General features: G+C 66.9%; 24 protein-coding genes and 1 pseudogene. 11 read left to right on the top strand and 14 right to left on the bottom strand.

Annotation, left to right across the window (positions count from 1 at the left end):
* Positions 1-3: 3 nt before the first annotated feature.
* A complete protein-coding gene (locus RZE77_RS29990) occupies positions 4-876 on the bottom strand; it encodes a branched-chain amino acid ABC transporter permease (RefSeq protein WP_319443335.1) in 873 nt (290 codons plus the stop codon).
* A gap of 209 nt (positions 877-1,085) precedes the next feature.
* On the opposite strand from RZE77_RS29990, the gene RZE77_RS29985 reads away from it, so the two are divergent.
* The 4 genes and pseudogenes from RZE77_RS29985 to RZE77_RS29970 all read left to right on the top strand — a co-directional run bounded on the left by RZE77_RS29985 (position 1,086) and on the right by RZE77_RS29970 (position 4,107).
* Positions 1,086-1,676, top strand: a complete 591-nt coding sequence (locus tag RZE77_RS29985) for a TetR/AcrR family transcriptional regulator (RefSeq protein ID WP_319443334.1) — start codon at positions 1,086-1,088, stop codon at positions 1,674-1,676.
* Positions 1,677-1,697: 21 nt separating this feature from the next.
* On the top strand, positions 1,698-2,147 hold the full coding sequence (locus RZE77_RS29980) for a MarR family winged helix-turn-helix transcriptional regulator (RefSeq protein WP_319443333.1): 450 nt from the start codon (positions 1,698-1,700) through the stop codon (positions 2,145-2,147).
* Between the two features lie 222 nt (positions 2,148-2,369).
* A complete protein-coding gene (locus RZE77_RS29975) occupies positions 2,370-2,723 on the top strand; it encodes a DUF4148 domain-containing protein (protein WP_319443332.1) in 354 nt (117 codons plus the stop codon).
* Between the two features lie 414 nt (positions 2,724-3,137).
* Positions 3,138-4,107 (top strand): annotated as a pseudogene (locus RZE77_RS29970) (tripartite tricarboxylate transporter substrate binding protein).
* 104 nt (positions 4,108-4,211) lie between these two features.
* Here the strand turns inward: RZE77_RS29970 and RZE77_RS29965 are convergent.
* The 3 genes from RZE77_RS29965 to RZE77_RS29955 are packed head-to-tail and all read right to left on the bottom strand — an operon-like array spanning position 4,212 to position 6,195.
* Positions 4,212-4,949, bottom strand: coding sequence for a molybdopterin-dependent oxidoreductase (locus tag RZE77_RS29965; RefSeq protein WP_319443331.1), 738 nt, complete (start codon positions 4,947-4,949; stop codon positions 4,212-4,214).
* Positions 4,946-5,560 carry a cytochrome b/b6 domain-containing protein gene (locus RZE77_RS29960; protein WP_319443330.1) on the bottom strand — a complete coding sequence of 205 codons (615 nt, stop codon included), beginning with the start codon at positions 5,558-5,560 and terminating at the stop codon, positions 4,946-4,948. The genes RZE77_RS29965 and RZE77_RS29960 overlap by 4 nt, the downstream gene beginning before the upstream one ends.
* A 2-nt stretch (positions 5,561-5,562) precedes the next feature.
* On the bottom strand, positions 5,563-6,195 hold the full coding sequence (locus RZE77_RS29955; RefSeq protein WP_405547953.1) for a hypothetical protein: 633 nt from the start codon (positions 6,193-6,195) through the stop codon (positions 5,563-5,565).
* A gap of 127 nt (positions 6,196-6,322) precedes the next feature.
* Here RZE77_RS29955 and RZE77_RS29950 point away from each other — a divergent pair, with 127 nt between their 5' ends.
* Positions 6,323-6,994 carry a heavy metal response regulator transcription factor gene (locus tag RZE77_RS29950; protein ID WP_319435345.1) on the top strand — a complete coding sequence of 224 codons (672 nt, stop codon included), beginning with the start codon at positions 6,323-6,325 and terminating at the stop codon, positions 6,992-6,994.
* The gene (locus RZE77_RS29945) at positions 6,991-8,394 is read left to right on the top strand and encodes a heavy metal sensor histidine kinase (protein ID WP_319443329.1); all 1,404 of its coding nucleotides are present in this window, start codon (positions 6,991-6,993) and stop codon (positions 8,392-8,394) included. Before RZE77_RS29950 ends, RZE77_RS29945 begins: the two co-directional genes overlap by 4 nt.
* On the opposite strand, the gene pdxR is transcribed toward RZE77_RS29945, so the two are convergent.
* Positions 8,342-9,898 (bottom strand): MocR-like pyridoxine biosynthesis transcription factor PdxR, encoded by a 1,557-nt coding sequence (gene pdxR, locus RZE77_RS29940; protein ID WP_319443328.1) that lies wholly within the window; start codon positions 9,896-9,898, stop codon positions 8,342-8,344. The two genes, RZE77_RS29945 and pdxR, sit on opposite strands and share 53 nt — an antisense overlap.
* An 83-nt stretch (positions 9,899-9,981) precedes the next feature.
* Here pdxR and RZE77_RS29935 point away from each other — a divergent pair, with 83 nt between their 5' ends.
* Positions 9,982-10,614 (top strand): FMN-binding negative transcriptional regulator, encoded by a 633-nt coding sequence (locus tag RZE77_RS29935; protein ID WP_319443327.1) that lies wholly within the window; start codon positions 9,982-9,984, stop codon positions 10,612-10,614.
* Positions 10,615-10,725: 111 nt separating this feature from the next.
* Here the strand turns inward: RZE77_RS29935 and RZE77_RS29930 are convergent, their stop codons facing one another.
* Positions 10,726-11,229, bottom strand: coding sequence for a nuclear transport factor 2 family protein (locus RZE77_RS29930; RefSeq protein WP_319443326.1), 504 nt, complete (start codon positions 11,227-11,229; stop codon positions 10,726-10,728).
* 158 nt (positions 11,230-11,387) lie between these two features.
* Positions 11,388-12,287 carry a LysR family transcriptional regulator gene (locus tag RZE77_RS29925; protein ID WP_319443325.1) on the bottom strand — a complete coding sequence of 300 codons (900 nt, stop codon included), beginning with the start codon at positions 12,285-12,287 and terminating at the stop codon, positions 11,388-11,390.
* Between the two features lie 117 nt (positions 12,288-12,404).
* Between RZE77_RS29925 and RZE77_RS29920 the strand changes: the two genes are divergently transcribed.
* The gene (locus RZE77_RS29920; RefSeq protein ID WP_319443324.1) at positions 12,405-13,667 is read left to right on the top strand and encodes a flavin-dependent oxidoreductase; all 1,263 of its coding nucleotides are present in this window, start codon (positions 12,405-12,407) and stop codon (positions 13,665-13,667) included.
* Positions 13,668-13,712: 45 nt separating this feature from the next.
* Positions 13,713-14,687: a tripartite tricarboxylate transporter substrate binding protein gene (locus tag RZE77_RS29915; protein ID WP_319443323.1), complete on the top strand. Its 975-nt coding sequence runs from the start codon at positions 13,713-13,715 to the stop codon at positions 14,685-14,687.
* Positions 14,688-14,705: 18 nt separating this feature from the next.
* Here the strand turns inward: RZE77_RS29915 and RZE77_RS29910 are convergent, their stop codons facing one another.
* The 6 genes from RZE77_RS29910 to RZE77_RS29885 are packed head-to-tail and all read right to left on the bottom strand — an operon-like array spanning position 14,706 to position 20,120.
* Positions 14,706-15,494 (bottom strand): SDR family oxidoreductase, encoded by a 789-nt coding sequence (locus RZE77_RS29910; protein ID WP_319443322.1) that lies wholly within the window; start codon positions 15,492-15,494, stop codon positions 14,706-14,708.
* Positions 15,491-16,084: a cysteine hydrolase family protein gene (locus RZE77_RS29905; protein WP_319443321.1), complete on the bottom strand. Its 594-nt coding sequence runs from the start codon at positions 16,082-16,084 to the stop codon at positions 15,491-15,493. The genes RZE77_RS29910 and RZE77_RS29905 overlap by 4 nt, the downstream gene beginning before the upstream one ends.
* Positions 16,081-16,566: an aromatic-ring-hydroxylating dioxygenase subunit beta gene (locus RZE77_RS29900; protein WP_319443320.1), complete on the bottom strand. Its 486-nt coding sequence runs from the start codon at positions 16,564-16,566 to the stop codon at positions 16,081-16,083. The genes RZE77_RS29905 and RZE77_RS29900 overlap by 4 nt, the downstream gene beginning before the upstream one ends.
* Positions 16,563-17,879 (bottom strand): aromatic ring-hydroxylating dioxygenase subunit alpha, encoded by a 1,317-nt coding sequence (locus tag RZE77_RS29895; RefSeq protein WP_319443319.1) that lies wholly within the window; start codon positions 17,877-17,879, stop codon positions 16,563-16,565. The genes RZE77_RS29900 and RZE77_RS29895 overlap by 4 nt, the downstream gene beginning before the upstream one ends.
* A 16-nt stretch (positions 17,880-17,895) precedes the next feature.
* The gene (locus RZE77_RS29890) at positions 17,896-18,861 is read right to left on the bottom strand and encodes a PDR/VanB family oxidoreductase (protein WP_319443318.1); all 966 of its coding nucleotides are present in this window, start codon (positions 18,859-18,861) and stop codon (positions 17,896-17,898) included.
* A complete protein-coding gene (locus RZE77_RS29885; RefSeq protein WP_319443317.1) occupies positions 18,858-20,120 on the bottom strand; it encodes a dienelactone hydrolase family protein in 1,263 nt (420 codons plus the stop codon). Before RZE77_RS29885 ends, RZE77_RS29890 begins: the two co-directional genes overlap by 4 nt.
* Positions 20,121-20,308: 188 nt before the next feature.
* Between RZE77_RS29885 and RZE77_RS29880 the strand changes: the two genes are divergently transcribed.
* On the top strand, positions 20,309-21,496 hold the full coding sequence (locus RZE77_RS29880; RefSeq protein ID WP_319443316.1) for an ABC transporter substrate-binding protein: 1,188 nt from the start codon (positions 20,309-20,311) through the stop codon (positions 21,494-21,496).
* Between the two features lie 13 nt (positions 21,497-21,509).
* Here the strand turns inward: RZE77_RS29880 and RZE77_RS29875 are convergent, their stop codons facing one another.
* Positions 21,510-22,535: an AraC family transcriptional regulator gene (locus tag RZE77_RS29875; RefSeq protein ID WP_319443315.1), complete on the bottom strand. Its 1,026-nt coding sequence runs from the start codon at positions 22,533-22,535 to the stop codon at positions 21,510-21,512.
* Between the two features lie 132 nt (positions 22,536-22,667).
* On the opposite strand from RZE77_RS29875, the gene RZE77_RS29870 reads away from it, so the two are divergent.
* On the top strand, positions 22,668-23,582 hold the full coding sequence (locus tag RZE77_RS29870) for a LysR family transcriptional regulator (RefSeq protein ID WP_319443314.1): 915 nt from the start codon (positions 22,668-22,670) through the stop codon (positions 23,580-23,582).
* Positions 23,583-23,600 lie beyond the last annotated feature (18 nt).

Genomic DNA, 23,600 nt, shown 5'->3' with positions numbered 1-23,600 from the left:
GTGTCAGACCCTCCGGCCGTGGCTTTCACCCAGGATCCCGCGCGGATACAGGATGAGAACCGCAATGAGCACCAGGTAAGGCGCCACGTCCTTCACGCCGTCCGGCAGGTAGACGCCGGCGAACTGTTCGATGAGGCCGATGAGAAGCCCGCCGATCACGGCCCCCGGCGCACTGCCGAAACCGCCGAGAACCAGGGCCGCCAGCGCCTTGAGCATGACGAACCACAAGCCCAGGTCGACCAAGGTGATGGGGGCGAGCAGCAGCCCGCAGAGCGCGGCGATCGCACCGGAGATGGCCCACACCAGCGAGTTGAGCCGCTTCACGCGCACGCCGCAGAGATAGGCCGCCAGCTGGTTCTGAGAGGTCGCGTGGATCGCGATGCCGAGCGTTGTGCGGCGCAAAAAGTAATACAGGAGCGCCGTCACGCCCATGGCGGCGCCGACGATCACCAGGTTGAGCTCGGCCACCACGCTGCCGCCGAGCTGCATGGTCTGGCCCGTCCACGGCGTGGGATAGCTGCGCGACTCGGGCCCGAAGAACATGCTGACGCCGCCGCGGATCATGAAGCCGATGCCGATGGTGAGCATGACGCCCGAGAACTGGGGGCGGCCGACGATCCTGCGCATGATCTTCGCTTCCAGCAGGAAGCAGAGCGCGGCCGAGATGCACAGCACGACGACGAAGCTGAGCCAGAACGGAAGTCCGGCAGCCACGACGAGGCCCCAGCCGAGGAATGCGGAAAGCATCACCACGTCGCCCTGCGCGAAGTTGAGGACCTCGGTCGCCTTGTAGCTGAGAACGAGGCCGAGCGCGACGAGCCCGTAGATGGCACCGCTGGAGATGCCTTGCACGATCAGCTGGGTCAGTTGGGTCATCGGATCATCCGCTCGGTCTTTAAATAACGATCGTTTGTTAAACGGTGGTGAACTATAGGTTTGCGCCGAGGGCACCGTCAACACGCCGGAGCCGGTTTGGCGCAGGGACAAACCCTCGGTCCCGGGCCAGGCGCCATGATGAAAGTACGTTCGTTTACCAAACGAGCGGCATGTTATGATGGAGGCCCCACGATTGCTGAGGCCCATTCATGCGCTATCCGACAAACCACAAAGAGGAAACCCGCAAGAAACTGCTCGCGAGTGCCCGCGCCATCGCGAAGAAGGGCGGCTTCGGAACCACGGGTGTCGATGAATTGATGGCGAGCATCGGCCTGACCGGTGGCGCCTTCTATGGGCATTTCCCGTCGAAGGAGGCGCTGTTCGCCGAGCTCCTCGAACACGAGATCTCCAACAGCACCGACATGCTGGCCGGCGACCGCGACTCACCGCCCGACCACGTCGCCAAGCGGTTGCGCAGCTACCTGAGTTCGTACCACGCGCTGCATCCCGAAACCGGGTGCGTTCTGCCGGCGCTTGGACCCGAGATCGCGAGGGCAGGGCCCGAGGTGCGCGCGGCGGTCGAGGAGGGGCTGAAGCGCTTGCAGAAGAGCTGGAGTTCGCGGATCGGCGACCCAGATGCGGCGTGGGCGCTGATCGCCCAGTGTGTTGGCGCGCTGGTCCTGTCTCGCGCTGTCGAATCCGAGCGCACCCGCAAGGAGATCCTGGCTTCCAGCCGCCGCTTCATCGATCAAACGCATGCATTGGATGAGCTTCCCGCGAAGCCTTCCAAGGTGTCCTGACCGCCGCGCGGTGCCCATCAGGTGTACGCGGTTGGTTTCGCCAGTCTTCAGCAATCAGAGTGCACCGACGCCAAAACACATCAGCTCGCTCGCCTCGTCAGGCAGCACTATGACGCGGAACTCTGCAAGGTTGGTCTTAGAACGACGCAGTATCGGTTGTTGATGGAAGTCAAGGCACACGGGCCTGTGCGCCCTTGTGATCTCGCAGAGACCCTGTCGCTCTCCCCGTCAACGTTGACACGCAATCTCAAGCCTCTTGTCTCCGCCGGCTGGCTGGAACTCGGGCCGGGTACCGACGGGCGCACACGCAGCGTGTGCATCACCGCCGCTGGTCGGCGCAAGTGTGCCGAGGGGTTGCCTCACTGGTCCATGGCGGAGGCCAGGGTGCATCACTTGATGGGAGACCAAAACGTGAGCGCATTGCATGCACTCATCGGGCAATGCCTGAGAAGCATGTCAGCAGCGGAGTAAGCGTTCTCCACTCGAGAGAGTCAATGTGCGAACTTCTCAAAGCCCGTCGGGATGGGCATGTTGGGAGGCTCGTTGCTGCACTGCAGTAGGTTTCGGCTACGGAAACGTGACGTCTCCCGATCGCATGACTGCCGAAGTCGAATTTGGCGCAAGACTTGGTCTGCAGGTTCTCGAGATGAGACCCGCAAGCGTTTTGCTCCAACCCTTTTCTTTGGAACCCCCATGAAACTCGCGACAGCCATGAAGATCGTATCGGTCCCTGTTCTGACCCTCCTGGTCGCGGCCTGCGCCCACGCAGAGGCGTACGACGGTGTGCACAAAGCCTTCTCCACCAAGACGCGCGACGAGGTGAATGCCGAAGCCGTGCGCACTGCCACGGCGCCGGACCAGAACGTGGTTCGCGGTTCTCGCGGTCCCGAGACCATGGCTGTTTCGACGGAACGTTCTCTCGTTGAGGCCGAAGCCATTCACTACAACTTGCGGCCCGACCAGAATGTCGGCTCCGGCTCTCGTGTGAACAGCAAAGTCATTTCGACGATGCCGCACCCGGCCGATCTGCGCGCCAAAGCCAATTGAGCAACGACTGCTTCACGCTCCGCGTGAGGTGGAAAAAAGCAGCTGGCAGGAGAGCCGTGAGCGGGCGGCGGGGTGCCGACGCATCGCAGCGGCCTCGCTGGGCGTGCCTGTCATGTTGCTGATGACCATGGTCTCCAACGGCGGCGTCGGCTTTTATTTAACATAAGATACATTGCATAATTTTCTCGGTGGCATTCCACCCCGGAAATTCTTCCCGCCGGCGCCGGCTTCGCATTCGAGCTGCGCCACCACGGAACTCCTGCAACGGTTCGCGCACAGTGCTGCGCACTCCAACGAAGTTTTTCTTCTACGCATATCCGGTTTGCTTCGTTGGCCGGAACCAGGCGCGCATCTAGATTGCGCGGCCTGATGCAAACATTTCTCCTCCCCCAGGTCCCACGTCGCGCCATGCCCATGCTGCTGAGCGCGCTGGCATTTGCAGCCCTTCACCCATTCACCGCCGCCGCTGCCGACGAAGCGGCCGGGTTCCCTTCGACGCCGGTGCACATCGTGGTGCCCGTGGCCGCAGGCGGCAGCGCGGACAAGCTCACGCGCCTCATCGCCGAACGCCTGGCCGAACGTTGGGGCCAGAACGTGGTGGTGGAGAACGTCGCCGGCGCCAGCGGCACCATCGGCGCCGCGCGCGTGGCCAAGGCGGCAGCCGACGGCCACACGCTGCTTCAGCAGGGCGAAGGCCTGACGCTCAACGCCATTCTTTTCGAGCGCCTGCCCTACGACGGGCAGAAGGCCTTCGCGCCGGTGATCAAGGCGGTGGTGAATCCGCAGATCCTCGTGGTCAACCCCAAGACCGGCATCAACGACTTCCGTGGCTACCTGGCACGCGCCAAGGCGCAGCCACAGTCGATCAGCCTCGGCCTGCCGGGCAACGGCGGCATTGCCCACCCACGTGGCGCACGAAATGATCGCGCAGGACACCGGCGCGCAGGTGAACTACATCCCCTACTCCGGCGGCGGCCCCGCCACCCTCGACGTGCTCGCGGGCCATGTGGATGCCACGCTGATCACCCTGGCCGCGGTGACCGACCATGTGCGCGCCGGCAAGCTGCGCGCGCTGGCCGTGACCACCGCCTACCGCTCGAGCGCGCTGCCCGACGTGCCGACCATGGGTGAAGCCGGACTGCCCGGATTTGCCGTGGAAAGCTGGCAGGGTTACTTCGCGCCCGCTGGCACGCCCGCCGCGGTGGTGGCGAAGATCAACCGCGACATCCAGGCCGTGATTTCCGCGCCGGAAACCCGCGCGAAGCTCGAGGACATGGGCTTCAAGGTCGCAGGCGGCATGCCTTCCGACATGGCCCGCACGCTGTCCGCCGAACGCGTGCGCTATGCCAGGACCATCCAGATGGCGGGCATCACGCTGCGCTGAGGGCCGGCGTGCGCCAGCTTCCGCGATCCGGTTTCATGGCGGGACCGCGTACACGTATCACCGGATCAGCGACATTCGGCGGCAGGGTCGCCGCGTTGCCGATGTCATATGCCGCTGAACCAGTTGTATCCCTGGTCTTCCCAATAGCCCCCTGGATTCGTGTTGGTCACGAAGATCGCGGCGACGTGCTTCGCGCTCTTGAATCCGAGCTTGGTCGGCACACTCAGCCGCAGTGGGAAGCCGTTCGCCGTCGGCAGCGCTTCGTTGCCGAAGTCGAGCGCCAGCAAGGTCTGCGGGTGCAGCGCGCTGGCCATGTCGAGGCTCGAGTGGTAACGGTCGGCACATTTGAAGCCGACGTAACGCGCCGTCGTGTCGGCGCCGATGCGCTGCAGGAAGGCCTTGAGCGGCACGCCGCGCCAGTCTCCGATGGCGCTCCAGCCCTCGATGCAGATATGGCGCGTGATCTGCTGCGCTTGAGGCAGCGTACGCAGGCGCTCGACGGTCCACGCCGTCTTGTCGGCGACGAGTCCCGAGACTTCGAGCCGCCAGCTCGACACGTCGACCTGGGGCGCGTCGAACTCCGGGTAGAACGCGTTGAACGGGAACGGCTTCGTGACCTGGCTCGCCGCATAGGTCGGCGCGAGGCGGCTGCCGCTGAAGAGGCGGGCCTGCACGCGGTCGTTCCAGCGCGACAGCGCCCACAGGACCTTGTCGACCTGGTCGTTGTCCTGCAGGTTGCAGCCGGACAGCATCGAGAGCGCGCCAATCGACAGCGACGAACGCAGCAGCAGCCGTCGCTCGAGGTTCACGAGCTGCGTCTTGTGGTCGGAGAGCTTGATCATGATGCGGTACGGTGAGAAGACCGCGCACGCCCGATGACCATCGGCAGCAGCGTGCGCGGCACGAGAAAGACGAGCAGCAGATGGATCGCGATGAAGCCGGCGATGCCCGCCATTGCCGCAAAGTGCACCTTGCGCGCGAAATCGAAACCGCCAAAAAGGCCGGCCAGCCACGCCAGCTGCACAGGCTTCCAGATCGCCAGCCCCGATGCGACGACCAGCACGCCAAGCAGCAGCACGACCACGTAGGCGAAGCGCTGCACCGTGTTGTAGCGGCCGACTTCATGCGGCAGGCGCAACGCCAGCGCACGTCCGGTGTCGCGCAGCAACTCGCTGGTGCGAATCGGAAGAAACTCGCGGCGGAAGTGACCGCTGGCGATGCCATAGAGCAAATACAGCAGGCCGTTCGCGACAAGCAGCCACATCGCCGCAAGATGCCACGCGATGGCCCCGCCGAGCCAACCACCAAGCGTCATCCAGGCGGGGAACTGGAACGGCAGGATCGGCGACGCGTTGTAGATCGCCCAGCCGCTCATCAGCATGCAGGTCATCGCGAACGCATTGATCCAATGGGCGGCGCGCACCGCCAGCGGATGAATCATCGTGCGCTTCATCGTCACATCGGCGGCGTCACGCCGTCCTTGCCCGCAGAGATGAAGCTTGCAGACAGGCTGGAATCGGCTTCCTTCTTCGCGAACAGCACGACCTTGATGCCCACGGTGAGCAAGGAGCGGTCGCCGGACTCGAGGTTGACGATCGGCACGTCATCCGGCACGACGATCTTCTTCTCGCCGCCCTTGTACTTGAGGATCAAGGTGCGGCCGTTGGTCGCGACCAGGTCGCCCACGGTGCCGTTGGTCATCGTGCTCTTGGGTGCGAGGTCCCAGGCACGGTGGCCATCGCCGGTGCCCGCCATCGCGGGCGGGAATACATGCACCTCGAGCGCTTTCAGCGAACCGTCGGGCAGCGGCGTCGCCGCGGTTCCGATGTAGCTGCCGGGCTTGATGTCGGTCAACTTGGCGAGCGTGACCGCACGAACCTGGGTGTCCTTGTGGACCTTGATGGTCAGGTCTTCGCCGCGGTTGGTATGGACCTTGATCGCATCCTCGCTGACGGCGGTGATCGCGCCGCGCACACCGACCGGCGGCGGCGTCTGGGCGTGCACGGCGTAGCTGGCGCCGAGCAGGCCGGCACTCATCAAGGTCGGGAGGGCGAAGGTCCGAAGGAGTTTTCCGAATCTGATGTTCATGGATGAGCCATAGAGAATGAAGACAGGCCACTCTAGGGATCGCCCGTGCTCATGGGCATGACATTCGAATGACAAAAAAGTCATGAACCGGCGCCGCACCGCGAGAGAGAATGGCCAACACACTCCCATGAGCATCCTTGTCATCGAAGACGACCCGAAGACGGGCGATTACCTGAAGAAGGGCCTGAAGGAAAGCGGCTACGCCGTGGACCTTGCGCGCACCGGAACGGATGGGCTGCACATGGCGCTTGAGCACGCCTACGACCTCGTCGTGCTTGACGTGATGCTGCCCGGCATCGACGGCTGGCAGATCATGCAGGCCTTGCGCGACAAGCGGGATCTGCCTGTGCTCTTCCTCACCGCGCGCGACCGCCTGGACGACCGCATCCGCGGCCTTGAACTCGGCGCCGACGACTATCTCGTCAAGCCCTTCTCGTTCATCGAACTGGTGCTGCGCATCCGCACGCTGCTGCGCCGGGGCATCGTGCGCGAAGCCGAGTTCTACGAGTTCGCCGATCTGAAGGTTGACGTGCTGCGCCGCAAGGTCACTCGCGAAGGCAAGGAGATAGCGCTGACGAACAAGGAGTTCCTTCTGCTGCAACTGCTGATCAAGCGGCAGAGCGAGGCGCTCTCGCGCACGCTGATCGCCTCCGAAGTGTGGGACATGAACTTCGACAGCGACACCAATGTCGTCGACGTCGCGATCAAGCGCCTCCGCGCGAAAATCGACCAGCCGTTCGAGAAAAAGTTGATCCACACGGTGCGCAGCATCGGCTATTCGTTCGGCGACGCGCCATGAGGTGGCTGCCGCGATCGCTGGCAGTGCGAGCCACCCTGCTGCTGGCCCTGATCGCGTGCGCGGTCACCGGCATGCTCGGCGCCTATTTTTTTTATTCCGCGCGCTCGGCGATCACCGAGCAGCTCGACACGCGACTGATCGGTCGCGTCGAACACTTCCGCCGCTTGGTGGGCAACGTGCAGACGATCGCCGACCTGCACGAGCGGCCATCGCTGTTCACGGCCATGCTGGGTGCCGAGAGCGATGTGCTGCTGCTGCGCCGCCCCGGCGAGGCGCCTTTCATCGACGTCAACCCCCGCGGTTTTCCGGTGCCCGGCGCGCTCGCCGCGGTAGCGGCCGATCGCGATCTGGTGATCGGGAACGTGCTGAACACTCCGACGGCAGATGGCGTGCCGATGCATTGGGTCGCGGCGCTCGCGCGTTCGGGCCGCAATGGCGATATGGTGGAGGTGGTGGCCGGCCACCCGCTGACCAACGAGGTGAAGATGATTCGCGCCAACCGGGATCGCGTCATCCTCAGCGCCATCATCGCAATGCTCGCTTCGACCATTCTTGCGTATCTGGTGCTGCGGCACGGCCTGAGGCCGTTGCACCGGGTTGCCGACAAGGCGGCCTTGATCAACCCGATCAATCTCGCCGTGCGGCTGCCGGAGCATGACGCGCCGCTCGAAGTGCAGCATATGGTCATTGCGTTCAACGCCATGCTTGACCGCATTGCCACCGGCTATGAGCGCCTTTCACAATTCTCTGCCGACCTCGCGCACGAGATCCGCACTCCCGTCGGCGTACTGATCGGACAGACGCAGGTCGCGCTGCAACGGGCTCGCAGCGCCGACGAGTACCAGCATCTTCTTGAATCAAACCTCGAAGAACTGAACCGGCTGCGCCAGATTGCGGAGAACATCCTGTTCCTCGCGCAAGCCGACCATGCATCGCTGACGATCGAACGAGCTCCGATTGCGCTGCAAGGCGAGCTTGAGAAGATCGCCGAATACTTCGAGGGCCCTGCCGATGAGAGCAGGCTTCGGTTCGAAGTGCACGCCAGCGGTGTGGCCTACGTCAATGCTGCGTTGTGCCGGCGTGCGGTCAACAACCTCGTCGTGAATGCGGTACGCCACGGCACACGGGGGACGACCGTGCGGTTGATCGGTGCGCAAGACGGCGACGTGGCGACGATTGCAGTCGAGAACGAAGGGATGCCGGTCCCGCCCGAACAGCTCGGGCGCCTGTTCGACCGCTTCTACCGGGGCGACGCAGCACGCAGCTACACCGAATCCAACGGCCTCGGGCTTGCGATCGTCAAGGCGATCATGGCGTTGCACGGCGGCGAAGTGTGCGCTTCATGCCCTATGCCCGGCTTGATTCGCTTCGAGTTGCGTTTTCCCGCGATGAGGATGTGAGTGCCACAGGTTCCCTGGCGTGCGCTCCGTCGGTGGCGATCACCGCCGCCAACACGCGCATCCCCTGATCGATCTCTTCCACCGTCAGGCTGGCATACCCCAGGATCAGTCCGGCCGGCCGGGGTTGCATGCGCGACATCGGCTTGGCGAACAACGGTGAGACCGGGTAGACACCCACGCCCTTGCTGCGGGCAGCAGCCGCCAGCGCGGGCTCGTCCTGCGGCCGCAGGAACGGCAGCCAGAGCACCACATGCAGCCCGGCCGCCGCGCCGATGACCGTGGCGCTGGCGGGCAGGTGGCGCGCGATGGCAGCGAGCAGTGCCGCCCTGCGGCGTTCGTGCGCGCGGCGCGTGCGCCGCACGTGGCGCTCGTAGGCGCCGCTGTCGATCAGCGACGCCAGCACACGCTGCTCCAGCACGGGCGCGTGGCGGTCGGCCAGCCGCTTGGCCTGCCGGAACACCGGCACCAGTTCGGGCGGCAGCACCAGGTAGCCCAGCCGAAGCTGCGGCGACAACGCCTTGGAGAAGGTGCCGATGTAGATCACGCGGCCGTCGGTATCGATCGACTGCAGCGCGTCGATCGGGCGCTGGCCGTAGCGAAACTCCCCGTCGTAGTCGTCCTCCACGACCCAGGCGCGGTGCGTTCGCGCCCAGCGGAGCAGTTCCAGGCGCCGGCCGATGGGCAGCACGCCTCCCAGCGGAAACTGGTGCGATGGCGTCACATAGGCCAGGCGGGTGCGTTCGTCTGTTGGCAGCCTGGCCGTGTCCAGGCCTTGGGCGTCCACCGGAATTGCCAAGGCCTCGGCGCCCGTGGCCTCGAAACACCGGCGCGCCATCAGATAGCCGGGCTCCTCGAACACGAAGGTGTCGCCGGGATTCAGTAGCAGCCGCGCACACAGGTCGATGGCCTGCTGCGAGCCGTGCACCACGAGGATCTGCTCGGCATCGCAGGCCAGGCCCCGCGCGCGCCGAAGGTAACCTTGCAGCGAGCGGCGCAGCGATGCGTCCCCTTCGGGCGGAACGTAGTAGAGCCTGCGTTGATGGCGCAGCACTTCGGCCTGGTAGGCGCGCCGCCAGGCCAGCGCCGGAAAATCGCGAGCAGCGACCGCGCCGTAGAGGAAGTCGATGCGGCAAGGCTCCGCAAAAGCAAGCCCCGGCATGTCGATCGCCGCCACGCGACGACCGAAGTCCGAAAGAGTCGGCGCCGTCGTGCTTCGCCGTTTCGGTTTCGCGTCGGACCATGCGGGCGCAGCCAGGGGACTCGCCACGCGCGCAACGCGCCCGACCGACGTGGCAAGGAAGCCCTCGGCTGCGAGTTGCTCGTAGGCAGCGGTGACGGTGGTGCGCGACACCCCCAGGTCGGCCGCCAGGGCACGCGTGGACGGCACCTGCGCGCCCGGGGCGAGCGTGCCGTCGGCGATCTGCGAACGCAGTAGATCGTAGATGCGGCGTCCGGCCCTGTCGGCACCGGAACTTTGGCCTGATGGTGTTGAAAACTGGTCCATGCAAAAGGAATGAAACTGGACCTTCTCATTGTGCCGGTTTCACGCGACAGTCCGATCTGCCCACACCATTTCCACCCTCCCCGATGTACATCCCCTCGCACTTCTCCGAATCAAGACCCGAGGAACTCCAACGCATCATCTGCGACCATCCGCTGGGTGCGTTGGTCACGCATGGGGTCGCGGGCCTGGACGCCGATCACCTCCCCTTCGAGTTCGATCCCGAGGTCGGAACGCATGGCCTGCTGTCGGCGCATCTCGCTCGCGCCAACCCGCTGTGGCAGCGCTGCCCCACGGGAACTCCGGTGATGGTCGTCTTCGGCGGCGCCCAGGCCTACATCTCACCCAGCTGGTATCCGTCCAAGCACGAGGCGCATCGCCAGGTGCCGACATGGAACTACGAAGTGGTGCACGCGCACGGCGTGCTCACCGTGCATGACGACGAGCGCTTTGCGCGCCGCATCATCGCGCGCCTGACGCGGCGCCACGAGGCGGCCGAACCGAAGCCCTGGAAGATGGGCGACTCCGCACCCGAGTACATCGACAGCATGGTGCGCAGCATCGTGGGCATCGAGATCGCCATTACCTCGCTGGTGGGCAAGTCCAAGCTCAGCCAGAACAAGGAAGCGCGCGACCGGCTCGGCGCCGCGGACACGCTGGAGGCGCGCGGGCGCGAGGAACTGGGGGCATTGATGCGCAGGGCTGGGGGAACGCGCTGACGAGGCCTGTGCCAGCTCATGTATTTCGATGCGATCAAGGACGCCCTGGCAGCCACGATCGAACTTGCGACGCAGCAGGTTTGCCAGACCGGCCGTCCGTCGCTTTCGCGATCAGGGTTTCGGCGGCTTCACGGCACCGTCCCAATGCTCGACGATCTTGCCGCCCTCGAGGCGGAACATGTCGAACCAGGTCGTCGTGTACTTTCGCGTTGCGTCCTGCGGTTCGGGGTACTCGCGCACGAAGCTCAGGATCACGAGGTCGCGCTCGGCAACGATCGACACCAGCGGTGCCTTGATGCGAGCCTCCACCGGCAGCGGCGCCGGGGTCCTTCGCGAGAGGAAGCCCACCATGGCCGCACGGCCGGTGGGCACGTTGGGGTTGTGCTGGATGTAGGACTCGGCCACGTACTTGTCCGCCTGCGCCACCTGCCCCGCCTCGAAGACCTCACGCCAGAAGTCGTAGACCAGGCGCTTGTTGGCGCGCAGCACCGGATCGGCGCTCGCCAGGAGCGCCTCCTGGTCGGCGGCCGGCTGAACCGGGACCTGTGCTGCCGCGGCGAGGGGCAGGATGGCGGCAAGCGCAAGGAGCAGTTGTGCGAGCAGAGGGTTCTTCATGGATCAAGCCGGTTGTTGAGGAGCGCTGGACTGCAGCCGTTATAGACGATCGGTGCGGGCCTTGTCCTTGAAAAGCACCAGGGTCGGCAGAGCCTTGCAGCACTGCGGCAAGCCTGTTCGATCTGGCGCTGTGGTGGAAAGCTCTGCCGCGCCGAAGGTCATCGCGACATCAAAGGCAGCCGGAGCTTGAGCAGTTCCACGAAGGCTCCAATGGCCTCCGAGTCCTTCGTACCCCGTTTCGTGATGCTGTAGAAGGCGAGCTCGACCTTGGGCGAGCTCAGCAAGTCTGCGTTGACCTGATGGCGCTTGCATGCAGCCATGGCAAACGTGGGCATCACGGCCGTGCCGAAGCCTGCTTCCACCATGGAGATCAGCGTGCCGAAGAAGCTCACCGACTGGCCTTCCGGATTCACGATGTTCAGCTTGGCTAGCTGTGCATCGATGACCTTCTGGATGGGATTGCCGGCGGGCAAGCCGATCAGCTGCGCCGACTTCAAGGCCGACCACGGCACCCGTCCCACGCCCCTTTTCGTACCTTCGGCAGCGGTCACCCGCATGAGCTGGAAGCGGGCGACTTCGGTACGCACCAGCCCCGGCGCGGCCTTGAAGAAGAAGCCGAGACCCAGGTCCGCCTCGTCCGCCAGCACCGCCCTTTCCACGTCTTCCAGCGCGGCATCGAGCAAGTGCACCTGGACGTGGGGCTGCGCCTGCCTGAACATCGCCAGCAATTGCGGCAGCAGCTGGGATGAAACCAGCGGCGTAGCGGCAATGCGCAGGTTCTGGCGCGCCGCATCGCCCAGGATGCCGATCTCCTGGGTCACGCTGTCGAGCTCCGCGAGCACGCGTTCGACCACCGGTGCCAGCCGCCGCCCGGCCGCCGTCAGCTGGACCGCGCGCGTGGTGCGGTCGAACAGCCGGGCACCGAGCTGCCGCTCCACCTCGCGGATGAGGATGCTCAGCCCGGCCTGGGTCATGTGCGTCAGCTCCGCCGCGCGTGTGAAGCTGCCGGTGCGAGCCACCTGCCGGAATGCCCGCATCTGCCGTGTCGTCAGGTTCATATCAAGTTCTTATGAATGCATGTCAGATCTAAATTTCCAATATTTTTGCAGATTGCGCCTAATGACGGACTCGGCATCCGCGGGCGCCATGCTGCGGGCACTTCAAGAGAATCGAACATGAGCAGCAGCAATCAAGACGTCATCATCCTGGGCGCCGGCATCGGCGGCCTCACCCTGGCCCTGAGCCTGCATCAGGCCGGGATTCCCTGCCGTGTGTACGAAGCGGTCCCCGAGCTCAAGCCGATGGGCGTAGGCATCAACCTGCTGCCGCACGCGGTGCGCGAGCTCAGCGAACTGGGCCTGCTGCCCGCGCTGGATGCGATTGCGGTGCGCACCAAGGAGGCCGTCTTCTTCACCGAGCACGGCCAGCTGGTCTTCACGGAGCCGGCCGGCACCGCGGCCGGCTACGACTGGCCCCAGTTCTCGATCCACCGCGGCGACCTGCAGACGGTCCTGCTGGCCGCGGTGCGCGAGCGGCTGGGCGACGGCAGCGTGCTGTGCGGCCACCGGTGCGTCGATGTCGACCAGGACGAGGCGGGTGTCACCGCCCACTTTGCGGACGCCTCGGGCGCGGTCATCGCGAGCGCACGCGGCGCGGTCGCGATCGGCTGCGACGGCATCCATTCGGTGCTGCGCAAGAAGTTCTACCCGGACGAAGGTGCCCCGCGCTATTCGGGTGTCAACATGTGGCGCGGCACCACGCGCTGGAAGCCGATCCTCTCGGGCGCAAGCATGATCCGCGCAGGCTGGCTCGCGGTCGGCAAGATGGTGATCTACCCGATCCGCGACGCCATCGACGCCGATGGCAACCAGCTCGTGAACTGGGTCGCCGAGATCGAAGCCGAGCAGCCGGCCGTGCGCGACTGGAGCCGCGAAGGCCGCCTGGAAGATTTCCTCCCGGCGTTCGAGAACTGGCACTTCGACTGGCTGGACGTGCCGGCACTGATCTGCGCGGCCGACTCGATCCTGGAATACCCGATGGTCGACCAGGACCCTTTGCCGCGCTGGACGCATGGCCGGATCACGCTGCTTGGCGATGCCGCGCACCCGATGGTGCCGCGCGGCTCGAACGGTGCCGGCCAGGCCATCATCGACGCGCGCTGCCTCGCCGGCCGCCTGAAGAAAGAAGGCGTGGGCCCCGTGGCCCTGGAAAGCTACGATCAGGAACGGGTCCCGGCCACGGCCAATGTCGTGCTCACGAACCGGCGCACGCCGCCCGACGCGATCCTGCGCGAGGTCTACGAGCGTTCCGGCGGCAAGCCGTTCGCCCGGATCGACGACGTCGTGCCGCAGGCCGAACTCCAGGCGATTTCCGATGCCTACAAGCGCGTGGCTGGCTACGACCCCGCGCAGCTCAAGAATCGCCCGTCCTTCGTCTGAAGCCGATCCAGAAGCAACCCTGACAACTATCGAAGGAGACCTCCCATGTTCGCCAGATGGATCAAGCCACGACTGTCCGCAGCAGCGCTGTGCATCGCCGCGTCGGCGGCGTCGGCCGCGTGGCAGCCGACACAGCCGGTCACGCTCGTGGTGCCCTACACACCCGGCACGGGCATCGACCTGATCGCGCGCCAGCTCTCCGCGCACCTGCCGGGCGCGCTCGGCCAGCCCGTGATCGTGGAGAACGTCGCGGGCGCGAGCGGCAATATCGGGAGCGAACGGGTGGCAAGGGCCAGGCCCGATGGCCACACGCTGCTGGTCCAGGTCAACACCCTCGTCATGAACAAGAGCCTGTACAAGACCTTGTCGTATGACCCCATCAGCGACTTCACTCCCGTCGCCCAGACCTCCTGGGGAACCCTGCTCCTGGTGGCCAACCCGAACGTGCAGAAAACAGCGACCGTGGGCGAAGTCGTGAACGCCGCGAAGGCGAAGCCCGGACAGCTGACCTACGCCACGCCAGGCGTCGGCACGCCCCATCACCTGTCGATGGCGCTGTTTCTCCAGCGCAGCGGTGCCGAGATGCTGCATGTCCCCTACAAGGGGACGGCCGGTGCCGTCACCGACCTGCTCGGCGGGCGGATCGACTACATGTTCCTGCCGGTGCACGTCGCGCTGCAGCACATCCAGGCCGGCAAGCTGAAGGCCATCGCAACCGGCAGCGCCAAGCGGCTGCCGCAGCTTCCCGATGTTCCGACGCTCGCGGAAGCCGGCGTCACCCCGGACAACATCGACATGTGGTACGGGGTGCTGGCACCGAAGGGAACACCCGCGGACGTGGTGGAGCGCCTGAACCTGGAGATCGGCAAGGTCCTCAGGCAGCCCGATGTCGCGAAGTCCTTCGAATCGCAAGGCATGGTGCCGGCGGTCTCCACGCCGGCGGCCTTCGGGGCACTGGTCGCCAAGGACGCGCAGCGCTGGGCGGAGGTGGTGAAGAAAGGCAACATCACCGCGGATTGAGGCAAGACGCCCCAGGCGCTACGCCGCGCCAAACCAATCGCCCGCGGATCGACCTTGGTCCGGACCGAGCATCGAAAAGCCGCCGTCCACCGGAATGTCGGCGCCGGTGACGAAGCGCGCCGCGTCCGAGCACAGGAACAGCACCACCTGCGCCACGTCGTCGCCGTCGCCCACGCGGCCCAGCGGGTGCATCGGCGCGCCGACGCGGTCGGCCCTTGCACGGTCGCCGTTCGCCATGCGCGACAGCGCGTCCGACCAGGTCCAGCCCGGCGACACCGAGTTCACCCGTACGCCCCGGGCCGCCAGTGTGGCGGCCTGGTTGCGCGTGAGTTGCAGGATGGCGGCCTTGGCCGCCGGGTACAGCGCCCGGCCCGCCGCGCCGAACTTGCCGCCGACGCTGCCCATGTTCACGATGGCGCCGCCGTGCGCGGCCAGCGCGTCGGCGGTCTTCTGCACCAGCATCGCGCCCGAGACCAGGTTGATGTTCAGCGCGCTCAGCCAGTCTGCGCGCGCGGCATTCAACCCCGCGTCGCCGTAGACCACGGCGTTGTTGATGAGGCAGTCGATGCGGCCTTCCGTGCGCAGCGTGCCGGCCACGAGCGCGTCGAGCGCATCGTCCGACGCGATGTCGCAGGCGACGAAGCGGCAACCCTCGCCCAACCCGGCCGCCAGCGCCTCGCCGCGCACCGCGTCGATGTCGACCGCCACCACGCGCGCGCCGGCCTGCACGAAGGCGCGCACGATGGCACTGCCCAGCAGCGCGGCGGCGCCCGTCACGATCGCGACCTTGCCTTGCAGCGTCGTCATGCCCGGCCTCCCATCTGCGCGACGGCATCGTCCACGCGCACCACGTCCGCGAGCATCGCCAGGGTTTCGAGGCTGGCGGCCTGCAGGTGCGCCTGCGCGGTGCTGCAGGCGTCGGCGACCACGGCCACGTCGTAACCCAGGTCGCTCGCATGGCGCGCGCCGTGCTCGACGACGTGGTTGGTGGCAATGCCGGCCACGTAGAGGCGGCTGGCACCGGTCGCGCGCACCGCCTCCTCGAGCCCGCTGGCCCAGAAGGGGTTGTTGCGCTTGTGGGTGACGACGGCTTCGCCCGGCAGCGGCGCGAGTTCGTCGTAGAACCCGGCACCCCAGCTGCCTTCCTGCACCGCGCCGCTCTCGGCCACGCGCCGGAACAGCGTGCAGTTGCGCAGGCAGTCGGCGTAGTCGGGTGCGAAGGCGATGCGCACGAAGATCACCGGCACGCCGTTCGCGCGCGCACCGGCGATCAGCCGTGCGGCCGAGGCGATGAGGCGCGGGCGCGCGGGGTCGTCGGCGGCCACGCCCACGCGCACCTTGCCGTCGACGTGCAGCACGTCGTTCTGGTAGTGCATGGCCAGCAGCGCGGCCTTCACATGAACACCTGCAGGGCTTCGTGCGGCGCGTCGCAGTTGACGAGGTCGACGCGCTTGGTGTGGATGCGCCAGCCGGCGTCGGCACGGCGCAGCGTGTGCAGCACGCTGCCGCCGAAGGTGCGCTGTTCCGTCTTGCGCCACTCCAGCAGCAGGAAGGTCGAGCGCACGATGCAGCCCGCGTCGTCGCGCGATTCGAGCGCGATGTTGCCCAGCACGTGCACGGTGCGCGTGGGCGGCTGTTGCGAATAGGCGCGGGCCTGCTCGAGCCGCCGCGCGCGCATCGAGCGCAGCAGGGCATCCTCGCAGAACAGCGAGGCATGGTTGAGGTGGTCGGTCTGGCCGTGCACCAGCGGCACCCAGTACAGCCCGTCGGGCGTGAAGAGCTTCTGCCATTCGTCCCAGCGGTGCTCGTCGAGCAGGCGAGCCTCGTGGTGCAGGAACTGCGTGAGGTCCTGCTGCTCGTTCCAGTCGCGGAAGTTCATCTGGCGCTCCCGGCGTGTTCGTTCGTCTTGACGCCCATGTAGCCGGCCCAGGCCGCGAACATGTTGCGCGAGGGCATCTCGCTGTTGCCGTTGGAGGCGCGCCCGCCCGGCAGCGGCTGGTCGCGCCCCGCGGCGCGGTGCATGCTGACCCAGTCGCCGCCGTTGGAGCCCAGGCCTTCCTGCACGCGGTTGTAGGCCTCCAGGTCGTCGGGCATCACGTTCGACGAGGGCGAGTTGACGATGTTGGTGTACTTGAGCGTGCGCTGGAAGGTGGCCTCCGGTGCACCCTTCAGCCGGAAGCTGAAGATCTCGACCAGCGTGCGGTCCACCGACAGCGGCCTAATCACGCGGATCTGCTGGAACGAGGTGTGCGGCGAGCAGCTCGGATAGACGATGGTGTTGTGCCGGTTCACGCGCAGTATCTCGTCAGCACGCTTGGCGCCCTTCGCCGCTTCGAGCGACGCCACGTAGGCCAGGCTCACCGGATCGGTCGGCGGCACGAAGATGCCTTCCATGAAGCCGTGGCCGTGGTCGTAGCCCTTGAGTTCGAGCTTCTCCCAGAACTCCAGCGGCTCTCCGTTGCCGTCGACGATCACCACCTCGAAGGGCTTGGGCGTGCCGGCCGGCATGGCCTCGTGCTCTTCCTTGGCCGCGCGCCACGACGATTCGTGGGTGGCCACGGCGTGGATGGTGTCGTGCAGGTTCTCGAAGAAGATCTTCCAGTTGTTGCGCTGGATCACGCGCTGCACGCCGCCCGCCACCTCCACTTCGCCCTCGGGCGCGCGGTCGCAGAAGTTGTCGAGCGACGTCGCCACGCCGCCCAGGAATTCCTTCAGCTCCGGCCCGTCCGCCGACAGGCTCGCGAACACGAAGCCGCGGTGCGTGGCCACGCGCGCCACCTTGCGCACGCCGTACTGCGGATCCTTCAGGTCGAGCGCGGTGCATTCGTAGCCGCTGCGCAGCGGCACCGACAGCAGGCTGCCGTCGCACTTGAAGGTCCAACCGTGGTACAGGCAGCGCAGGAACTTGCCGGCGCTGCCGCTGCCGTCGGGCACGAGCTTGGCGCCCTTGTGCGGGCAGCGGTTGAACATCACATGCACCTGGCCGTCGGTGTGCCGCACCATCACCACGGGCTCGCGGCCCAGGCGGGTGGTGAAGTAGTCGCCGGGCTTGGGCACCTGGCTTTCGTGGCCGACGTAGAGCCAGGCCTGGCCGAACACGCGGTCCATCTCCAGCTCGAAGATGGCGGGGTCGGTGTAGACGCGCTTGTGCACGCGGTCGGGCTGCACGAGCCCTTGCAGGTCGATGGTCATGGGGTGGGTCTCCTGATCAGATGTCGAGCACCAGGTGCGGCGTCTTCGCGCGCGACACGCAGGTGCACAGGGTCTTGCCGTCCGCCTTCTCGCGCGGACTGAGGTTGTGGTCGCGGTGGTCGGGCACGCCCTCGACCACGTCGATCACGCACACGCCGCAGTCGCCCTGGCGGCAGTCGTACAGCGGGTCCAGACCCGCGGCGATGAGCACGTCGAGCAGGCTCTGGCCGGGCGGCACGGCCAGCGTCTTGCCCGAGCGCAGCGTGCGCACCTCGAAGGCCGCGTCGCCCGCCTGCTCGATGGCGCCGGCGAAGAGCTCGAAGTGCACATGGTCGTCGGGCCAGCCGAGCGCGCGGGCAGTGTCGACCACGGCCTGCACCATGCCGCGCGGGCCGCACACATGCAGGTGGCGGCCGGGCACGGGCGCGGCCAGCAGCGCGCGCAGGTCGAGGCCGCGTGCCGGATCGCCGCCGTCGTGCACCACCGTGCCACCCAGCGCGCGCACCTCGTGCAGGTAGGCCGTGGCTTCCTCGCTGCGCGTGGCATAGACGAATTCGAAGGGGCGGTCTTCGGCCGCCAGCGCACGCGCCATGCACAGCAGCGGCGTGATGCCGATGCCGCCCGCAAGGAGCAGCGGCGGCGCGCTGCCGGCGTGCAGCGCGAAGTCGTTGCGCGGCGCGTGCGCGGCCAGCGACGCGCCGGGTTGCAGCGCATGCATCCAGGCCGAGCCGCCCGCGCCCTGGGGCTCGCACAGCACCGCGATCTCGCAGCGGTCCGAGCCGTCGTGCGGCCGGGCGAGCGAGTAGGCGCGCTGGCCCGCGTGGCCGTTGGCCTGCACCACCTGCACGCCCAGGTGCGCGCCCGGCGCGAACGGCGGCACGGGCTCGCCGTTCGCCGAGCGCAGCACGAAGGCCTTGATGGCCGGCGTCAGCGGCGTGACCGCGTCCACGACCAGCGCCAGCATGTCGGGGTCGCCGCTCATCCCAAGGGCAGCGCCGGGTCGGCGATGGTGAGCGCGGCCGATTTCTCCCAGCGCGGCATCAGCGTGTTCGACGGCTGTGTTTCGTCGACCAGCTTGCGCGCGGTCTCGGCGCCGGCCACGGGCAGGCCTTTCGGATCGAGCAGGCCGATCTGCACCAGCACGCTGGCCTGGTCCCAGTAGATGTGCTCGTGGTAGAGCTTGTCGCCGCGGAACTTCACGATGGCCACGAGCGGAATCTCCACCGGCTTGCCGGTGGGCGCGATGCCCGGGAGCAGCCAGTCGATCTCGACCGTGTGGGTGAAGCTGAACAGCATCTCGTCCACGATCTGCGTCGCACCCACCGTGCGCGAGATGGGCGTGAGCCGCGTGTCGGGCGGCGTCGTCGGAATGAAGTGGTGCTTGTAGAAGCGCGACAGCTCCCTGGCGCCCACGCCGCCGGTCATGGTCGGGATGTGGTTCACATAGGGCTCGCCCACCATCGTGGCCATGGTGGCGACCACGTCGCGCGTGGCGAACTCGTATTCGCAGTGCTTGTCCCATAGCGCCGAGAGGTCGTACACCGGGCCGATCGCGTCCTTGAACAGCGCCATCGAGCGCTGGTGCGCCATGAGCGTGGAGGGCTTGTCGAAATGCTCGCCGCCCGTGCGCGCAAACGCATGGTCGACGCCGGGGTAGACATGCATCTGCGCATCGGGCTTGCCGGCAAAGGCTTCGAGCACCTGGGCGCGGGCCTCGGGCGGGCAGAACTGGTCGAGCTCGGCGAAATGCAGGGCGATCGGGCATTGGATTTGCGGCACCAGGTCGAGCGCGCCCTCGATGCCGACGCCGTAGTAGCCCACGGCCGCGTCCACGCCCGAGTGCGCGGCGGCCAGGTAGGCCAGCTTGCCGCCGAGGCAGAAGCCCAGCGCGCCGACCTTGCCGGTGCAGGCCGGGTGCGCGCGCAGCGCCTTCACGCTCGCCGTGACATCGGCCACGCCGGCCTCGATGTCGAACTTCTGGAAGAAGCCGAAGGCACGCTGCCAGTCTTCGGGCGAATAGCCCAGCTCGACGCCGGGCTCCATGCGCCAGAACAGGTCGGGCGCGAGCACCACGTAGCCCTCTTCGGCGTAGAGGTCGGCCACCTCGCGAACGTAGTCGTTGATGCCGAAGATCTCCTGGCACAGCACGATGCCGGGGCCGCGCCCCGAGGCCGGAAGGGCCAGGTAGCCGCGAAAGGTCTGGGTGCCGTCGCCGGCCGGGATGTCGATGGTGTCGCTCATCGGTTCGTCTCTCGAAGTGGTGGGGTCGGCGGCGATTCTGTGGAGCGCGCCGGGCCCTTGTCTGTCCATTTCGTGCAGCGGTTTGCGACGCACGAAACGGATAGCGGGCCGCCCCTGCCGCACAGAGACTGCGGCCTGCATTTGCTGCCCCACCCACGTTCAACGAACCCACCCCGAGGAGATCTTTCATGTCGCAGGCCACGCCCCGATCCGTCTTGTGCGCGCTCACCGTCCTGGTGGGCGCGCTGGCATTGCCCTCTCAGGCGCAGACCGTGAAGGTCGGCCTGGCGATGGACCTGTCCGGCCCCTTCGCCGTGGGCGGCGCCGAGGCCAAGGCCGGTTTCGCCGTTGCGATGAAACAGCTGGGCGGCAAGCTCGGCGGCGTGCCGGTGGAATTTGTCGAGGCCGACACGGCAGGCAACCCCGAGATGGCGCGCCAGGTGGTCGAGCGCATGCTGCTGCGCGACAAGATCGACCTGTTCACCGGGCCCATCGGCTCGTCGGTCGCGCTGGCCGTCGGCCCGCCGCTCTTCGCGGCCAAGGTGCCCTACCTGTCGAGCAACACCGGCCCGAGCGACTATTCGGGCGCGCGCTGCAACCCGTACTTCTTCGGTGCCTCGTACCCGAACGATGCGTACTACGAGTCGGCCGGCAAGTTCGCTTCGGACAAGGGCTTCAAGAAGGTCGCGATGATCGCGCCCAGCTACCCCGGCGGCAAGGACGCCATCAACGGCTTCAAGCACACCTTCAGGGGCGGCGTGGGCGACGAGCTGTACACCAAGCTCGGGCAGCTCGACTACTCGGCCGAGCTGGCGCAGATTCGCGCGTCGAAGCCCGATGCGCTGTACTTCTTCCTGCCCGGCGCCATGGGCGTGAGCTTCATCAAGCAGTTCGTCGGCGCGGGGCTGTCGAAGGAGGTGGCGCTGATCTCCACCGCGTTCTCGGCCGACGAGGACATGATCCCCGCCGTCGGCGAGCCGATGCTCGGGCTCTTCAACACGGCGCACTGGTCGTTCGACCTCGACAACGCGGCCAACCAGCGCTTCGTGGCGGCATTCCGCCAGCAGAACAATGGACGCAACCCGTCGTTCTATGCCGGCCAAGCCTACGACGTGCTGATGGCGATGGATGCGGCGGTGCGCGACGTCGGCGGCAACGTGGCCGACAAGCCCGCGCTGCTCAAGGCGATCAAGGCGGCGAACTACAAGTCGGTGCGCGGCGAGTTCCGCTATGGCCCGAACAACTTCCCGATCCAGAACTACTACCTGCGCGTGATCGCCAAGGACGCGAACGGGCGCATCGCCAACAAGGTGATCGGCACCGTGCTGGAGCGCTACCAGGACCGGACCGCCGCGCAGTGCGCGATGAAGTCCTGAGGATGCGTGCTCTTCAGTGCCGCGCGGCCGGCAGCGGTGCGGGATCGCGGGAGGTGTCGCGCGGCAGCTGGCCGAAGCGCTCGCGATAGCAGGCGGCAAAGCGGCTCAGGTGCGAGAAGCCGCAGTTCAGCGCCACCTCGGTGACGCTGGCACCGTCGTGCCGCGCCAGTTGGGCGTGCGCGGCGTCCAGCCGCATGTTGCGCAGCACCTCGCCGGGCGAGAGGTCGCGATAGCGCTTGAAGAGCAAGGCGAGGCTGCGGCGCGTGACGCCCGCGGCCTGTGCCACGTCTTCGAGCGACAGCAGCGTGTCGAGCCGCTCGCGCATGAACTCCTCGGCTCGCCGCAGCTGCCGCAGGCCGGCTTCCTCGGAGCCGCGCCGCGCGGCGGCGTGTCGTTGCAGGGCTGAATTCGGCCGGTGGCACAGCAGGTAGAGCATCAGGTTGTCTTCGCAGTGCGCCATCCACCGCGGGTCGTAGGTCCCCAGGTCGCCCGAGGGCAGCAGCGACGCCAGGCCGGCCACCATGCGGCACCACTGCGTGCCGGCGGCGTCGTCCAGGCAAAAGGGCATCGCGAAATCGATCTCGCCCACGTCGTCGGTGCCGCGCAAGGCGAAGGCATGGCGTGCCACCTCCTGCAGTCGGCTGAGCTCGATCTTCAGTATCAGCTGTTCGCAGTCGGCATGCCAGTGCAGCCGCACCGGCTTGTGGGCGGAAATGACCGCGCCCTGGCCGGGATGGATCTGCAGGGTGTGCCCGCCGGTATGGACGTCGGCATGGCCGCGCAGCGGCATCTGCACCAGCACGAAGTTGCCGAGCGCGTCGGGCTCGATGTCCACGTCGCAGCCGTAGCGCAGGATGCACAAGGACAGCGCGCTCAGCTCCGCGCGGCAGAAGATGGCGTCGACGTCGCCGCGGCCCCACACGCTGCGGTGCGGCTTGAGCTCGCGGGAGACACGCGCATGCGTCTCCTCCGCATCGTGCGAACGGAAGAGTTCTCTCTCGTACAAGGGGGAAAGCTGCTCGTTCGACCACGCGTCCATAGGCATTCCTCAGGTTCAACGTTGAGACAGTTTTGCTCAGCGCCGCGTTGTACCGCAATTTGCGGGCCCGCTCCAGCGCGCGGCCGCTCGCGATTCCAGGATTACGATCGGACATCATTCGCAGGTCCCCCCATGCTCCTCCACGTCGACGAAGAGATCACCTTCCGCAAGCTCGAGATCCTGCTGGCCTTCATGGAGACCGGCAACCTGGCGCGCGCGGCGGAAAAGCTCGAGATCAGTGCCGTCAGCGTGCACCGCGCCCTGCATTCGCTGGAAACCGGGCTGCGCTGCGCGCTGTTCCGGCATGAAGGCCGCAACCTGCACCCGACCGAAGCCGCGCATGCGCTGGCGGAGGTGGCGCGCGAGGTGCTCCGCACCATGGCCCAGGGCATCCGCGCCACGCGGGAGGTCGCCGGCTACTCGGCCGACCGCATCCGCATCGGTTCGCTCTATTCGCTCACGAGCCGCACGGTGCCGCAGCTGATCATGGGCATGAAGCTGCGCAAGCCCGACCTGCACACCGAGCTCGTGCTCGGCTCCAACGCGCTCCTGCTGCAGAAGCTGCGCGATGGCGCGATCGACGCGGCGCTGATGGCCATTCCGGAGGATGTTTCCGATGTCGAGTCGGAGCCGCTGTTCGAGGACGACATCCAGTTTGCCGCGCCGGTCGGCTCGCCCTACTCGGCGCTGGGCGAGATCGACCTGAGCAGCTGCGCCGGCGAACGCTTCGTGAGCCTGAGCGAAGGGTTCGTCACCTACCGGGGTTTTGTCGAGACCTTCCGCATCGCCGGCTTCACGCCGAACGTGGTGATGAAGACCGACGACATCTTCTCGCTGATGAACCTGGTGAGCGGCGGCGTCGGCTACACGCTGCTGCCGGGGCGGGTGCGCGGCGTCATGCCGCAGAAGGTGCAGCTGATCCCGCTGCAGCCCCGGTATTTGATGCGCCAGACCATCGCGCTGAACTTCCTGCGTACGCGCGAGCGCGATCCCAACCTGCTTGCGCTGCTGTCGGTGTGCCGGCTGGCCAAAGCCGAACTCGGCTGAACGCGCGCCATCGGCCTG

Origin of the sequence: Variovorax sp. SPNA7, from assembly GCF_033807855.1 — a bacterium.
Lineage (GTDB): Bacteria > Pseudomonadota > Gammaproteobacteria > Burkholderiales > Burkholderiaceae_C > Variovorax > Variovorax beijingensis.
The sequence above is the reverse complement of the archived record's forward strand: the minus strand, read 5'-3'. Positions and strand labels throughout refer to the sequence as shown.